Origin of the sequence: Desulfohalovibrio reitneri (assembly GCF_000711295.1) — a bacterium.
GTDB classification, from domain to species: domain Bacteria; phylum Desulfobacterota; class Desulfovibrionia; order Desulfovibrionales; family Desulfovibrionaceae; genus Desulfohalovibrio; species Desulfohalovibrio reitneri.
Map to the genome: position 1 here is coordinate 2,147,957 of NZ_JOMJ01000003.1, position 15,205 is coordinate 2,163,161.

The 15,205-nt window shown below is 69.6% G+C and carries 11 protein-coding genes; 2 read left to right on the plus strand and 9 right to left on the minus strand.

Annotation, left to right across the window (positions count from 1 at the left end; genetic code table 11):
• Window positions 1-11 precede the first annotated feature (11 nt).
• From N911_RS0110775 to N911_RS0110805, 7 genes are read right to left on the minus strand one after another with little or no spacing between them, the layout of a single operon-like run.
• Window positions 12-914, minus strand: a complete 903-nt coding sequence (locus N911_RS0110775; RefSeq protein ID WP_237559944.1) for a CoB--CoM heterodisulfide reductase iron-sulfur subunit B family protein — start codon at window positions 912-914, stop codon at window positions 12-14.
• A complete protein-coding gene (locus tag N911_RS0110780; protein ID WP_029897016.1) occupies window positions 911-1,444 on the minus strand; it encodes a 4Fe-4S dicluster domain-containing protein in 534 nt (177 codons plus the stop codon). The genes N911_RS0110775 and N911_RS0110780 overlap by 4 nt, the downstream gene beginning before the upstream one ends.
• Window positions 1,441-4,947, minus strand: coding sequence for a 4Fe-4S binding protein (locus N911_RS0110785; RefSeq protein ID WP_029897017.1), 3,507 nt, complete (start codon window positions 4,945-4,947; stop codon window positions 1,441-1,443). The genes N911_RS0110780 and N911_RS0110785 overlap by 4 nt, the downstream gene beginning before the upstream one ends.
• 10 nt (window positions 4,948-4,957) lie before the next feature.
• On the minus strand, window positions 4,958-6,109 hold the full coding sequence (locus N911_RS0110790; protein ID WP_029897020.1) for a formate dehydrogenase: 1,152 nt from the start codon (window positions 6,107-6,109) through the stop codon (window positions 4,958-4,960).
• Window positions 6,110-6,125: 16 nt separating this feature from the next.
• A complete protein-coding gene (locus N911_RS0110795; protein WP_051694206.1) occupies window positions 6,126-6,602 on the minus strand; it encodes a hydrogenase iron-sulfur subunit in 477 nt (158 codons plus the stop codon).
• A 2-nt stretch (window positions 6,603-6,604) separates the two neighbouring features.
• Entirely contained in the window at window positions 6,605-8,656 is a 2,052-nt protein-coding gene (locus N911_RS0110800; RefSeq protein WP_051694208.1) for a CoB--CoM heterodisulfide reductase iron-sulfur subunit A family protein, read from the minus strand.
• Window positions 8,657-8,658: 2 nt separating this feature from the next.
• Window positions 8,659-9,810, minus strand: coding sequence for a Coenzyme F420 hydrogenase/dehydrogenase, beta subunit C-terminal domain (locus tag N911_RS0110805; RefSeq protein ID WP_081859165.1), 1,152 nt, complete (start codon window positions 9,808-9,810; stop codon window positions 8,659-8,661).
• Between the two features lie 276 nt (window positions 9,811-10,086).
• Between N911_RS0110805 and N911_RS17635 the strand changes: the two genes are divergently transcribed.
• Together N911_RS17635 and N911_RS0110815 are read left to right on the plus strand one after the other, a co-directional pair.
• The gene (locus tag N911_RS17635) at window positions 10,087-11,964 is read left to right on the plus strand and encodes a hybrid sensor histidine kinase/response regulator (protein WP_051694210.1); all 1,878 of its coding nucleotides are present in this window, start codon (window positions 10,087-10,089) and stop codon (window positions 11,962-11,964) included.
• Window positions 11,964-13,376 carry a sigma-54-dependent transcriptional regulator gene (locus N911_RS0110815; RefSeq protein WP_029897028.1) on the plus strand — a complete coding sequence of 471 codons (1,413 nt, stop codon included), beginning with the start codon at window positions 11,964-11,966 and terminating at the stop codon, window positions 13,374-13,376. The genes N911_RS17635 and N911_RS0110815 overlap by 1 nt, the downstream gene beginning before the upstream one ends.
• On the opposite strand, the gene N911_RS0110820 is transcribed toward N911_RS0110815, so the two are convergent.
• Together N911_RS0110820 and N911_RS0110825 are read right to left on the minus strand one after the other, a co-directional pair.
• A complete protein-coding gene (locus tag N911_RS0110820) occupies window positions 13,373-14,686 on the minus strand; it encodes a TRAP transporter large permease (RefSeq protein WP_029897030.1) in 1,314 nt (437 codons plus the stop codon). The genes N911_RS0110815 and N911_RS0110820 overlap by 4 nt on opposite strands.
• Window positions 14,686-15,204: a TRAP transporter small permease gene (locus N911_RS0110825; protein ID WP_237559945.1), complete on the minus strand. Its 519-nt coding sequence runs from the start codon at window positions 15,202-15,204 to the stop codon at window positions 14,686-14,688. The genes N911_RS0110820 and N911_RS0110825 overlap by 1 nt, the downstream gene beginning before the upstream one ends.
• Window position 15,205 lies beyond the last annotated feature (1 nt).

Genomic DNA, 15,205 nt, shown 5'->3' on the forward strand with positions numbered 1-15,205 from the left:
ACCTCCCTGGGTTACGCGTTGACCACGGGTTCGTCTTTCTGCGCGGGTTCCGGCAGACGGCCGGCGGCCAAGCCGGGCTCCGCGCGCATGTTCTTGTCCAGCAGCAGCCGCCTGGGCGCCAAGTCCAGGGCCAGCCCCATGAGCTGGGGCAGGTAGAGGATGCTCAGGGGCTTCTCCCGGCCCGCCAGGGCGGACCGGCGGGCGGATTCCAGGTTCATCTGGCACAGGGGGCAGACCGTGACCACCACGTCCGCGTCCCCAGCCTGGGCCAGTATCTCATCCACCCGGTCCAGGGCCGCCTGACGGTGCGTGACCAAAAGGGACGCGCCGCAGCAGCGGTTGCCGGCACCCCAGGGGACCACCTCTCCGCCCATGGCCTCCACAAGCGGCTCCATGGACACGGGGTGCTCGGGATCGTCGAACACGGCGTAGGGGCGCAGGGCCTGGCAGCCGTAGTAGGGGGCCACGCGCAGGCCGTTGAGGGATCGCTTGACGCGGCCGGTAAAGGCCTCCAGCAGGTCGGAGGAGAGCACGTCCAGCAGGTGTCGCACCCGCACCTCCCCTGACAGTTCCAGCCCTTCTCCGGCCAGGCCGCTGTTAATGCGGTCCAGCATGGCGTGATCGTGGCGGGTCTTTTCGGCCACCCGCCGCAGGTTCAGGTAGCAGGCGGAGCAGGGCACCAGGACATCCCAGCCGGGCTCGTCGCGGGCGGCCAGGGCCAGGTTGCGGGCGGGCAGCAGCAGCCCCATGCTCTCGGAGACCGCGTCCGCGGCCGAGGCCCCGCAGCAGGTCCAGTCCGGGATGTCCTTGAGTTCGGCCCCCAGCACCTCCAGCACGGCCCGGGTGGAGGCGTCGTACTCCACCGCGCTCTCCTTGAGGGAACAGCCGGGGTAGTAAGCGTAGGTCATGGTCATGACTCCTTCTCCTCTTGGGCGGCGAAGAGGGTGTCGAGCCTCCCCCGCCGCGCCGTGGACGGGGGATGGAGCTTGCCCTTGGCCAGCATCTTCAGCCCCATGGGCAGGTAGCTCAGTCCCAGGGCCGGGGAGCGGCGGGCCAGCAGGTAGCGGGTCATGAGGGCGCTCTCCTGCACCCGGCCGTAGCCCCGCACGTTGTCCATGAAGGCGCGGTAGAAGGCGGAGGACTCCTTGGCGCGGGGGGCGTTGGCCGCCTGGGCGGCGCGCTTGAGCGCGGCGATGGTATCGGTGAGGGGCAGGCCGCGCGGGCAGCGCAGGGTGCAGGCGTAGCAGGCGGAACACAGCCAAAAGGTGCGGGAGGCGAACAGCTCGTCCCACAGTCCCAGCTGCACCAGCCGCCACATGCGGCGCGGGGTGATGTCCATGTCCGGCGCGTTGACGCAGGAGGCGGAGCAGGTGCCGCACTGCATGCAGGCGGCCATGGTCTCCCGGATCAGGGCCAGGGGGTCGGTGCGGGCCGCGGTGTTCATTTGCAGGTCTCCCCTCGGCCCTGGGCCAGGGCCGCGTCGATGGTTCCCATGACCTGGCGGTCGGTGAAGCCGCGCACGAAGCTGGCGCTGTTGGGGCAGACGGCGGCGCAGGAGCCGCAGCCCTGGCAGAGCAGGTCGTCCACCACAACCGTGCCGCTTCGCATGTCCAGACGCCGGGCACCGTAGGGGCAGACCTCGATACAGCGGCCGCAGCGGGAGCAGAGGCTGTGGCGCACCCGCGCGGTGACGCGGGAGCCGGCCAGCCGGGTCTCGGAGAGGATGCGCAGGGCGCGCTGGGCGGCCGCCTTGGCCGAGGCCACGGTGTCGCGCAGCCCGCCCGGGGCGCGGGCCACTCCGCAGTAGAAGACCCCTTGCTTGAGGCTGTCCACAGGCCGCCATTTGCTCTCGGCCTCGCGGAAGAAGCCGTCCTGGTCCAATTCCACCCCGAACACCTCGGCGGTCTCCTCGGCCTCGCCCGCCTCCAGGCCGATGGACAGCACCAGCAGGTCCGGGTCCATGGCCACGGGGGCGGCCAGGATGGGGTCGGTGTAGGTCAGCCTGGGGCGGCCGTCCTCGAACTCCACCCGGGGCTTGTCGTCCTGGGTGTAGGGCACGAAGAGCACTCCGGCCTCACGGGCGCGGGTGTAGTACTCCTCCATGAAGCCGGGGGTCATGATGTCACGGTAGAGAACGACCACGGGCAGGTCGGGCCGCCGCTTCTTGAGCAGCAGGGCGTTCTTCAGGGCCTGCGGGCAGCAGACGCGGCTGCAGTAGTTGCGGTTCTCGTCGCGGGAGCGCCAGCACTGGATCATGGCCACGCCGGAGAGCCCCGCGAGATCCAGTTCGCCCGAGGCCAGCACCTCCTCCAGGCGGCGCTGGGTCATGACCTTCTTGTGCACGTCCAGCCCGAAGTCGTGCACCTTCACCTCCCGTCCTCCGGTGGCCAGGATGGTTGCGCCGTGCTCCAGGGGGTAGGTGCCATCGGGGGTGGAGATGAGACTCATGAAGTGTCCGGCCCGGCCCGTGGACAGGGCCACCCGCGCCTCAAGGAAAACCCGGATGCGGGGGTGCTTCTCCACCTGTTCAACCAGGTTCTCCACGAAGCGCACCGGGTCGTCGCCGGTGAGGGTGGTGTGCAGCTTGTTGGCCAGCCCGCCCAGCCGCTCGGCCTCTTCCACCAGGCAGACGTTGTAGCCGTGGTCGGCCACGCCCAGGGCGGCGGTCATGCCAGCCACCCCGCCGCCCACCACCAGCGCCTCGCGGGAGACCTCCACCACCGGCTCCACCGGCTCGGGGTCCTGGTCCAAGAGCCGCACGGCGGCCATGGTCAGGCCGGAGGCCAGCCTGTCGGCCATGGCGGCGGGGTCGCGGGGTTCATCGCTCCCAGCGGCCATGAGCGGGGAGTAGACGTCAACCACGTCCATGAGGGCGGGGTTGAGATCGGTCTTTTCCGACAACTCGCGCAGCTTGGGCACGTAGGCGTAGGGCATGCACGCGCCGATGAGCAGCCGGTTGGGCTTGTGCTCGTCCATCAACTCGGTGATGCGCTCCCAGCCCTCGGCGGTGCAACAGCGGGGCACGGACTCCACCGAGGCCACGCCGTGTACGGTTCCCAGCCGCTCCGCCAGGCGTCCCATGTCGGCCTCCTCCTCCAGCAGGGGGCAGGCGGTGCACAGGGCGGCCAGCACGCGCGGCCGCTCGCGGCGCACGTCGCGGTACTCGGGACGTGGTTCGGGCTTGCGCTCCTTGAGGGGGGCGTAGATGTTGATCAGCCGCGAGGCCTCCAGGGCGGCCGCGCCGGAGAGGATCATGGACTCGGAGATGTCCGCGGGCCAGGCGAAGCTGCCCGCGGCCATGACGCCCATGCGCGAGGTGCGAGAGGGGGTCAGGTTGGCGGTCTGGCAGAAGCCCCATTCGTTGGTCTCGATGCCGGTCACGCGGGCCAGCTCCTCCATGCCTCTGGGCGGCCGCGCGCCCACGGCCAGCACGGCCATGTCGAAGCTCTCGGTGACGAGCTTGCCGGTCTCGTCCACGTACTGCATGCGCACCTGGCCGGGGTCGTCCATGGAGGGCAGCAGGGTGTGGATGCGGGCGCGCACGAAGCGCACGCCGTCGCGATCCCGGGCCTGGTCGCAGTAGCGCTGGAAGTCCTTCCCGTGGGTGCGCACGTCCATGTAGAAGACGGTGGCTTCGGGTTCCTCCAGGCCAAGCTCCCGCGCCCGTTTCCTGACCAGCCGCGCCTCCTTGAGGGAGGCCAGGCAGCAGAAGGAGGAGCAGAAGCCGCCCTGCCGCTGCACGTCGCGCGAGCCCACGCACTGCAACCAGGCGATGCGCTTCACCGGGCGGCCGTCGCGGGGGCGGGGCAGGCCGCCGTGGCCGTCGCCGCGCCGCCCGGCGTCCAGGCCGGTGCCGCTCAGCCAGCGTTCCATCTCCATGGAGGTCAGCACCGCGGGGTGCTGGCCGTAGAGGTAGAAGTCGCCCAGGGCGGCCGGGTCTGTGGCGGGGTCGAAGAGCTGGAAGCCAGCGGCCAGGATGACCGAGGCCACGTCGATGTCCACCAGCTCGTCGCTGACCAGCCGCATGAACCGCTTTTCCAGGTCCGGCACCAGCTTGGCCGGGTCTTCGGGGACGACCATGACCTCGGCCGCGCCCTTGTCCAGCATCTCCTTGGCGGCTTCGCCGTTCGCAGTGGCCGCGTCCGGGGCCAGGAGGACGACAGGGGTGGCCGGAGCCAGCTCCAAGGCCCGGCCGATGATGCGCTCGGCGTCGCCCCTGGGCAGGTCCAGGGAGGCCAGAACCAGCCCCGCGCCGCCGGACTCCAGGGCGGCCACCGCCTCTTCGGCGTTCGCGGCCGAATGCACCGGGAACTCCCGCTTGCGCAGTCCCGCGGCCAGGGGTTCGGCCGCTTCGGGGTCGGGGTGGGCCAGCAGCACGGGAAATTCCGCCCGTTTTTCCAGTTGGAAGTCCACCGCGCCGGTGGGGCAGGCTTCGACGCACTCCAGGCAGCGCACGCAGTTGTCCAGGTCCACGGTGTAGGCGTTGGGGATGGCCTGGGGCACGGGCAGGTGGATTGCCGCCCGCTCGGACAGCCCGGCGTTGAACTCGCTGGGCACCCGCACCGGGCAGACCTCGGAGCAGCGGCCGCAGCCGATGCATTTGTGGGGGTCCACGAAGGGGCTGTGCCGCTTGAGGGTGGCCTGGAACAGGCCGGGCTCCCCTTCCAGGGCGTGCAACTCGGTGAGGGGCATGACGTCGATGTTGCGGTGGAAGAGCCCCTTGCGCATGCAGAATTGGCTGGAGCTGTCGCGCTCGGTCAGGGGCAGCATCTTGCACATGCCGCAGTTGTCGCTGGGAAACTGGTGGTCCAGCTGGGTCAGCAACCCGCCCAAGGTGGCCTTGGCGTCGACGAGGGCCACCTTCTGCCCGGTCTCGGCCAGGCTGAGGGCGGCGTGCATGCCGCCGATGCCGGCCCCGACCACCAATGCGCCGTAACTCTTCTTCATCTGGGCCTCCTCAGGACGTGGCCATGGTCACGTCCGGAAACTCGTCCTCGCGGAAGACGGACAGGGGCGGCGGGGCGTTGAGATCCTGGCCCGCGACGTAGTCGAAGGCCCGCTGCACGCCGTCGGCCGTCAGCCGGAACAGTTCCGCCAGGGGGATCTCGTTGGGGCAGGCGTTGGAGCACTGTCCGCAGCCCACGCAGGCCGCGGACATGTGGGCCATACGGGTCAGGTGGTAGAATACCGTGTCCGTGGGCAGGCGCAGCGCGCCCTCCCGCTGGGCCCGGCCCAGGTACTCCCACGGCTTGTGGTCGAAGACGTCGGTGACGAAGACGCACTCGCGGCAGTAGCAGACCGGGCAGGCCACCCGGCAGTTGTAGCAGTTGACGCAGCCCGCCAGGTACGTCTCCAGGGCGGCGATGTCCGGGGCCTTCCCGCGTGTTTCCTGGAAGATTTCGTCGCGGCGGGCGGTGCGCTCAGCCACAAGCTCGCGCAGGGCGGCGGCGCGTTCCGTGGGCAGGGGCGCGTCGGACAGGCCGAGCGCGCTGACCACCCGCTCGCCCCGGGCGGAGCCGGAGAGCAGCAGCAGGGCGTCGGCGGCGTCCACCCCGTACAGGCCGAGATGCAAATCCGCCTCGTCCGCCTCGGGGTGCTCGCACATGCGGCAGGCAGTGGCCATGTCCGGATCCTCGCTCCGCTGTCCGCCGGGCACGCCCTGGCCCTCCAGGAAACGGCGGGTCAGGTCGTGGGCCTCGACGCCTTCGGCCGCCCGCAGGTACTCGCGGTTGGAATAGGCGCCGGGGCAGTCGTAGTCGATGAGCACCAGGTTGTCGGTGGTGCCCTGGTTCAGCTTGACCAGCTCCACGAAGGCCCGCGCCTCGCACGGGCGCACCAGGGCGGCGATGGCGCCGTCGCCCTCGGCGTCCATGGTCAGGCGGCTGAGCAGCTTGGCCGCGTTCATGGGGTAGGCCGGGCTGAAGGGCTCGGCGTAACGCATGTGCTCGGGGTCGGTGACCAGCTCGGGCATGGGCATGGCCCTTTCCGGGCGGTGCATGGGGGTCAGCACGGCCCGGGCCGCGCCCGTGCGCAGCAGGTCCGCCAGAAAGCCCCGCATGGAAGCGGAGGGGTCGTTGTCAGTGACCGGTATGCGTGCGGTGGTGGCCATATCGGGCTCCTTGCGCTCAGGCTTGCGGTTGGGCGGTTTCCACGGCCTCGGCCGGCGGGGCGGCGGGCGTTTCCCTGCGCCCGGGGGCCAGCGGGTTGGGGCCGATGCGGCGGATGTCCTCGACCAGCTCGTTGACCACATCGGCGAACTCGTTGCCCTCGGACGCGCCCACCCAGGTCAGCTTCAGCCGTCCGGGGTCCATGCCGTAGGTGGTCAGCACTTCCTTGAGCAAGCGCACCCGGCGACGCGCCTTGTAGTTGCCGTTGATGTAGTGGCAGTCCCCCGGATGGCAGCCGCTGATGAGCACCCCGTCCGCCCCGGCCAACAGGGCCTTGAGGACGTACTTGGGGTCCACCATGCCGGTGCACATCATGCGGATGAGCCGGACGTTGGGCTTCTGCTTCAGGCGCGATGTCCCGGCCAGGTCGGCCGCGGTGTAGGTGCACCAGTTGCAGACGAAGGCGATGATCACGGGGTCGAAGGTGGCTGGCATGGTCAGGCTCCCTGGCTTGTTGTTTCTTCCGCGTGCGCGGTCCGCGCCGGTTGCTCGGCGGGATGGGGCGAGGCCGCGGCCGAGCGGGCCGCCTCCAGCATCCCCTCCAGCTCGGCGAAGACCTGCCGTTCGCTGAAGTGCTTGATCTGGGCCGCCCCGCTTGGGCAGTACCCGGCGCAGCTGCCGCAACCCTTGCACATGGCCTCGTTGACCACTGCCACGTGGCGGCGCTCGTCGAACTCGATGGCCGAGTAGGCGCACAGGCCGATGCAGGTCTTGCAGCCCACGCAGACGTCGGGGTTGATCCAGGAGATGGTGGGGGCGATGGTCACTTCGCCGCTGGCGGCCAGCCCCAGGGCCTTGGAGGCCGCGCCCGAGGCGTGGGAGACCGCGTCCGGGATGTCCTTGGGCCCCTGGCACGTCCCGGCCAGAAAAACGCCGTCCGTGGCGGTGGAGACCGGCCCCAGCTTGGGGTGCTCCTCCAGGAAGAAGCCGTCCAGTCCCTGACTGACGCCGAAGAGGCGGGCCACGTCCGGGGAGTCCGGGCGCGGCTCCATGGCCGTGCAGAGGATGGCCATGTCCACGGGCACCCGCATCACCTTGCCGGACAAGGTGTCCTCGGCCACCACCACCAGCTTGCCCTCCTCCTCCGGGGATTGGGCCTGGTCGGTGATCTCGGCCGGGCGGCCGCGGATGAAGGTCACGCCCTCTTCCTGCACCCGGCGGAAGAACTCCTCGTAGCCTTTCCCGAAGCAGCGCATGTCGATGTAGAAGTTCGTCACCTTGACGTGGTGGCCCACCTTGTCCTTGAGCAGGTGGTCGTACTTCAAGGCGTACATGCAGCAGACACGGGAGCAGTACGGGTGGTGGGCGGCGTCGCGGCTGCCCACGCAGTGCACGATGGCCACGGACTCGGGCGCGCGGCCGTCCTTCAATTGAATCTTGCCGCCGGTGGGGCCCACGGCGTTGTTCAGCCGCTCGAACTGCAGACCGGTGAGGACGTTGTCCAACCGGCCGTAGCCGTACTGGCCCAGGGGGGCGGGGTCGAAGGTGGAGAAGCCGGTGGCCAGGATGACCGAGCCCACGTCCAGGGTGATGCGCCGCTCCGCCTGCTCGAAGTCGATGGCCCCGGAGGGGCAGACTTTCTGACAGACGCCGCATTTCTTGCCGTTGAGAACCCGGCAGTGGTCCGGATCGATGACCGGCTTGTTGGGCACGCTCTGCGGCGAGTTGCGGTGGATGGCCCGGCGGAGGCCCATGCCCTCCTCGAACTCGCTTTCCACCTTGGTGGGGCACTTTTCCATGCACAGCCCGCAGCCGGTGCAGGCCACCATGTCCACGTAGCGGGGCTTGAGCTTGATGGTGGCCTGGAAGTTGCCCACGAAGCCGCCCAGGGACTCCACCTCGGCGTAGGTCATGAGGTTGATGTTGGGCTCCTGGGCCACGGCCACCATTTTGGGCGTGGAGATGCAGGCGGCGCAGTCCAGGGTGGGGAAGGTCTTGTCGAACTGGGCCATGCGGCCGCCGATGGAGGGTTCGCGCTCCACCAGGTGCACTTTGTGGCCGGAGCGGGCCACGTCCAGGGCGGCCTGGATGCCGGCGATGCCCCCGCCCACCACCAGCACGTCCGGGTGGACGGTTTCGCGGCGGGAGTAGAGCTCGTGATGCTCGTTGACGCGGGTGACGGCCGCGGCCACGAGCTGCTTGGCCTTGGCGGTGGCCTCCGAGGAGTCCTCGGTGATCCAGGAGCAGTGCTCGCGGATGCAGGTCATCTGGAAGAGGAAGGGGTTGAGCCCGGCGCGCAGGCAGGCGTTCTGGAAGGTCTTTTCGTGCAGGCGCGGCGAGCAGGAGGCCACCACCACCCGGTTCAAACCCATTTCCTTGATGTCGTTGATGATCATGTCCTGACCCGGGTCGGAGCACATGAACTTGTAGTCCCGGGCCACGGCCACGTTGCGCAGGGTGGCCGCGTATTGGGCCACCTCGTGCGTGTTCACCTTGGGGTCGATGTTGGTGCCGCAATGGCAGACGTAGACGCCGATGCGATTGGCCATGGTCAGACTCCCGGATGCCTGTGTTCGCGTCCCGCGGGCGAGAAGGCGTAGGCGGAGACGCCCCGGCCCTCGTCCCGGTTGGCCTGGGCGTTGTGCCGCTTGGCCGCGGAGTAGCGCCGGATGAGTTCCAGGGCGGTTTCCCGCAGGGGTTTCATCTTGGCCAGCTCCATTTCCTCCAGCACGGTCTCCCGCGCCTTGCGGTACAGCTCCCGCCCGCGCGGGGTGCGGGTGAGCACCACGGTCCAGCCGTCCGGCGCGCCCAGCCCGCCGAAGGAGATGTCGGCGTACTCGGCCGAGTAGTCGGTGCAGTAGGCGCAGGCGCCCCGGGTCATGAAGTCCAGCACGTCCAGGGGCAGGGAGGCGGAGCGGCCGCCCTTGAGGTTGAAGCGCAGCTCGCGCTTGAGGTTCATGGACTCTAGTTCATCCCAGGCGAACCCGGCCATGTCCTCCAGCCGCTTGCGCTCCACGTCGCCGAAGGTGAAGCTGCGGGCGCAGAAGAGGCCGAGGTAGTATTTGATCTGTTGCGACGGGGGAATGCCCAGGGTCTCCATCTTGCGCATGGCCAGCACCTGGTCCGGCACGCCCACGAAGGCCACCCGGTTGAGGTCGCGCTCCTTGAGGCCGCCCAGGCTGGTCAGCGAGGGGCAGTAGGTGGAGTAGGCCCCGCCCAGGGCCACCGTGCCCGAGGACTCCTCGTAGGCGGTCCCGGCCGAGAGGATGACGTCCTTGCGGGTGGAGGCCACCCAGGGCCTGCGCTGGAAGGGCCCGGTCTGGCGGGAGACGATGGCGCTGTCGATGCGCTTGTTGTCCAGCAGATGCAGCAGCATGGCCGTGACCACGCCGCCGTCGGTGCCCAGCTCCCGCAGCACCTCGTCGCGGGCGCGGGCGATGTAGAGGGTGTCCACGTGCCCCATGGGCTCGGACCAGTGCAGGCGCTCCCGGGTTTCGGGCAGCAGATCGTCGGTCTCCGGGCAGACCTGGTAACAGAAGCCGCATTCGATGCACTTGGCCTCGTCGCGGTAGCGGGGGCCGTTGTCCGGGTCCATTTCCAGCGCGCCGTAGTTGATGGCCGAACAGAAGGTCACGCAGCCGCCGCAGTTGTGGCACAGACCGGGCCGCTGGACTTCATCGACAAGATTCTCGAACGTCTTCATGGGCGCTTCTCCCGGTTGCCGTGGGAGGGATGGGCCTTCGCCTGACTCGTCAAAAACAAAAGGCGTGCCCGGATGGAAAAGGGCAGGAAATACAAGGGCGGGGATGCGGAGCCGGTTTGCTGAGGGGGCTTGGCGGGGCCGTGAACGGAGGGATTCGTCCCGTCCGGCGGGACGGTTTGTCTCGCGCGGCGAGACAGGCGGAGAGGGGTTGCTCCTTTCTCCCACCCGGCGTATGCAGGAAATGGCGGATAGTCCTTACAGCCCACGGAGGCGGGCATGGACGTCCTGCACCGCGCGCTGCTGCGCGCCAGCTTCCACCAGACCCTGCTTGTCGACGCCGACGGCCGGGTGCTGGAGGCCAACGACGCGGCCTGCCGTCGTTTGGGAATCCCTCGCGATTCGCTCCTGGACCGCGACGTATTCAGCCTCTTCCCCGAGCCGGTGGCCAGGGACAGGCGCCGCCATCTGCGCGAGGCGATCGACTCCGGCCAAACGATGACCTTCGAGGATGTCTCGCAGTCCGGGACGCCTTTCGAGTGCCGCATCCATCCCGTCGCCGACGGCGCTGGGGCGGACATGGCCGTTGTGGCCGTGCGCGACGCGCCCCAGGACCTGCGCGCCGAGGAGTCGCGCTACCGGCTGGCCTGCGCCATTGAGCAGGCGGCCGAGGCGGTCATCATCCTCGACGAGGACATGGTGGTGGAGTACGTCAACCAGGCCTTCGAGGCCATGACGGGCTACGCCCAGAAGGAAATCAAGGGCCGTTCCATCGAAGTGCTCTACCAAGGCGAGGACCAGGCCGGGGTGCTGGGCAACATCATGGGGTGTCTCGCCCATGGAGACAAATGGGCCGGACGCACCAACAACACCCGCAAGGACGGCTCTGTCTTTAGCTGCGAGCAGACCATCGGCCGCATCCGGGGCAAGCGCTACCTGCCCCTGGGCTTCGTCAGCATCTGGCGCGACGTGACCGAAATGCGCGCCCTGGAGCGGCAGCTGCGCCAGGCCCAGAAGATGGAGGCCATCGCCACCCTGGCCGGGGGCATTGCCCACGACTTCAACAACATTCTCGGCCCCATCATCATCCACGCCGAGCTGGGGCTGGCTCGGGCAGGGCCGGACGATCCCAACCGCGAATCCCTGGGCGAGATTCTCGACGCCGCCAACCGCGCCCGGGGGCTGGTCAACCACATCCTGGGCCTGAGCCGGGAGCGGGAACGCGACGCTCCGCTGCCTTTCCGCCTGGGGCAAAGCGTCAAGGAGTGCCTGCGGATCATCCGGCCCGGCCTGCCCTCTTCCATCGCCATCTCCTTCGCCAACGAGGCGGCCGACGACACCGTGGTGGCCGATCCCACCCAGATCCATCAGGTGGTCATGAACCTCTGCACCAACGCGGCCCAGGCCATGGGGGAGACGGGCAGCCTGGACCTGCGCCTGGACCGGGTGGAGGTGGGAGAGGACCGCAGCCCCGGCGAGGCCGAACTGCCGCCCGGCTCCTATCTGCGGCTGCGGGTGGCGGACACCGGCCGGGGCATCGCGCCGGAACATTTGGAGCGAGTATTCGACCCCTTCTTCACCACCAAGCGGGCGGGCGTGGGCACAGGGCTGGGGTTGACCGTCATGCGCGGCATCGTCTCTTCCATGGGAGGAGAGGTGCGGCTGTCCAGCGAGGTGGGACGGGGCACAGTGTTCGACGTCTACCTGCCCCGGCCCGCGGCGCCGGTGCGCCCCCTTGAGCCGCCTCCGAGGGAATCCGGGGAGGCGCCGGGGCGGCCGGGAGTGCTGCTTGTCTGCGGGGACGAGGTTTCGGCCAGGGGGGTGGCCTCCGCCCTGGAGCAGCTGGGTTACGCCGCGCGCGTCTGCGGCAACGGGTACGAGGCCCTGGCCCGGTTCCGCCAGGACCCGGACGCGGTGGAGCTGGCCATGGTGGACGTGGCCACCCCGGAAATGCGGGCCATGGAGCTGGTGCGGGAACTGCGCCTGACCCGGCCGGACCTGCCGGTGGTGGTGCTCTCCAGCTTCACCGAGGTCTTCCCCCCGGACCGGGCAGAGGCCACCGGGGTGCGAGCCTTTCTGCGCACGCCCTGCTGCCTGGATGAACTGGAAGGGGTGCTGCGGCGGGCGGCGCCCTTGCGGACGACGGAGGAGGCGTGATGGCCGGGGTGCTCATCGTGGACGACGACATGCAGCTGTGCAAGGCGCTCGGCAAGGTCATGGAGAGCATGGGGCACAGCGCGGCCACGGCCGGATTCCTCTCCCAGGGTCTGGACCTTTGCCGCCGCCGCTCTTTCGACGTGGTCATCCTGGATATCCGCCTGCCCGACGGCAGCGGCCTGGACGCCCTGCCCGCCTTCCGCGAGTGCCCCGACAAGCCGGAGGTCATCATCCTCTCCGGCTCCTCCGATCCGGACGGCGCGGAGCTGGCCATACGCAGCGGGGCCTGGAGCTACATCCCCAAGCCGCCCACCCTGAGCAAGATCCGGCTGCCGGTGGAGCGGGCCATCGAGTACCGCCGCCACAAGCTCAGCCGCAGCGCCGAGTTCAGCCTGGACCGCTGCGGCATCGTGGGCCAGAGCCGCGCCCTGACCGCCTGCCTGGACCAGGTGGCCCAGGCCGCCCGAAGCGACGCCAACGTGCTGGTCACGGGCGAGACGGGCACCGGCAAGGAGCTCATCGCCCGCGCCCTGCACGTCAACAGCGCCCGGGCCAAGGGGCCGTTCGTGGTGGTCGACTGCGCCTCCCTGCCGGACAACCTGGTGGAGAGCACCCTCTTCGGCCACCAGCGCGGTGCCTTCACCGGAGCTGACCGCGCCTCGCCGGGCCTCATCCGCGAGGCGCACCACGGCACCCTCTTCCTGGACGAAATTGGCGAGTTGCCCCTGGTCATGCAAAAGGCCTTTTTGCGCGTGCTGCAGGAGCGCCGCTACCGTCCAGTGGGCGGCGGGCCGGAGGTGGAGAGCGACTTCCGCCTGGTGGCGGCCACCAACCGCGACCTGGACGAGATGGTTTCCCGCTGGGCCTTCCGCCAGGACCTGCTCTTCCGGGTTCGCACCATCCTGGTGGAGGTTCCCCCGTTGCGCGAGCGGGGCGGCGACGTGCGCCCGCTGGCCGAACACGCCCTGGCCAGGATGCCCAACGGCCAGGGCAAGCACCTCTCACCGGAGTTTCTGGAGGCGCTGGGCCGCTACCACTGGCCCGGCAACGTGCGGGAACTGATGAACGCGGTGCAGAGCGCGGCTGCGGCTTCCGGCGGGCAGGCGGTGCTTTCTCCTGCCCACCTGCCCATGGACATCCGGGTCCACCTGGCCCGCACTTCCATTTCCGGCGGCGGACGGTCGGAGGAGGAGGGCGGCCCGGGCGAGCCCGAGTCACTGCCCACCCTGCGCGAGACGCGGGAGCGGGCCATGGAGGAGGTGGAACGGCAATACCTCCTCGACCTGCTGGCCGCCACCGGCGGCGTGGTGGAGGAGTCCTGCCGCGTCTCCGGCCTGTCCCGGGCGCGCTTCTACGCCCTGCTCAAGAAATACGGCGTCTCCCGCAAGGCCTTCCGGGAGCCGGTGGACTAGTACATCAGCCCCGGCAGCCAGAGGATGATTTCCGGAAACAGGAAGAACAGCCCCAGCCCGGCCAGGATGGCCAGCAGGAAGGGAACCGCGCCCTTGAAGATCGACTCCAGGGAGATGTCCGGGGCTATCTTCCGCGTCATGCCGTAGACCACGTAGACGTTGATGCCCACCGGCGGGGTGATGACCCCGATCTGCGTGACCAGCACGATGACGATGCCGAACCAGACGGGGTCGTAGCCCAGGTTCTGCACCACGGGGTAGAAGACCGGGATGGTCAGCATGATCAGCGCCAGGGCGTCCATGACGCAGCCGCCCAGGAAGTAGACCGCCAGGATCATGGCCATGACCGCGATGCCGGGCAGCTCCATGCCCGCCACCCAGGCGGCGGTGGTGAAGGGGATGCGGGTCACGGCCAGGAATTTGCCGAAGACCAGCGCCCCGGCCACCAGAAAGAGCACCATGCAGGAGGTGCGCAGGGTCTCGGTGAGGGAGGCGGTGAAGCCGCTCCAGCTGATCTGCCGTTTGAGAAGCGACAGCGCCAGGATGGCCAGCACGCCGATGGAGGCGGCCTCCGTGGGGGTGAAGAATCCCAGGAATATCCCGCCGATGACCAGCAGGAAGACCGCCAGGGTGTCGGCCAGCCCCAACAGCGAGCGCAGCCGCTCGCCCCACGGCTTGGCCGGGGAGGCGGGCCCGGCTTGGGGCTCCACCGCGCAGAAGGCGCCGATGGCCGCGATGAAGAGCACCGTCAGTAGCAGGGCGGGCACGATGCCCGCCACGAACAGCCTGCCGATGGACTGCTCCGTGAGCACGCCGTAGACGATGAGCACCACCGAGGGTGGCATGATCATGCCCAGCCCGCCGCCCGAGGCCACCGACCCGGCGGCCAGGGAGTCGGCGTAGCCGTACCGTTTCATTTGCGGGATGGAGACCAGGGACATGGTGGCCGCCGTGGCCGGGGAGGAGCCGCAGACCGCGCCGAAGGCGGTGCAGGCCGCGGCCGTGGCCATGGCCAGCCCGCCGCGCACGTGCCCCAGGAAGTGGTCCGCCGTGTCGTACAGCCGCCGCGAGATGCCGCTGTGGAAGGCCAGCTGCCCCATGAGGATGAACAGCGGGATGGTGGACAATTCGTACGAGGCGAAGGCATCGTAGATGGTGCGGGAGAGCATGCCCATGCCCGCCTGCCAGCTTGTCAGCAAAGAGAAGCCCACGAACCCGGTCACGGCCATGGCGTAGGCCACGGGCATGCGCGTGGCGAACAGGGCCAGCATGGCGGCGATGCCAAGCAGCCCGGCGGTTGTCGGCTCCATCAGTCGGCCGCCTCCCGCTCCCGTTTGCCCCCAAGCGCCAGCAGGCCGGTGCGCCCCAGGGCCAGGGAAAAGACGGCGAAACACGCTGCCAAGCCGTACTGCACCAGATGCACCGGCAGACCCAGGTTCATGGTCAGGGTGCCCACCCGCTGCATGGCCGCGCCGTACAGGGCCATGCGCCAGGCCACCACCGCGAAGAACACGCAGGCGGCCAGCGATGTGGCCGCCGTGAGCCCCAGCCGCGCCCCGCGCGGCAGGCGGCGGTAGACCACCTCCACCCCGATGTGGCTGCCCTTGCGGTGGGCGTAGGGCAGGGACAGCCCCACCACGGCCACGGCCAGGATGGAGACGATTTCCTCCGAGCCGTACAGCGGGGCGTTGAACAGCCCCCGGCCCACCACGTCCACGCCGGTGACCACGGCCATGCCCGCCAGGCAGGCCGCGGCCAGCCCGCGCATGGCCCTGGTCAGCCGCTCCAGCGCGCCGGGCGCGTCCGAATTCTGGCGGGCACCGGCCACG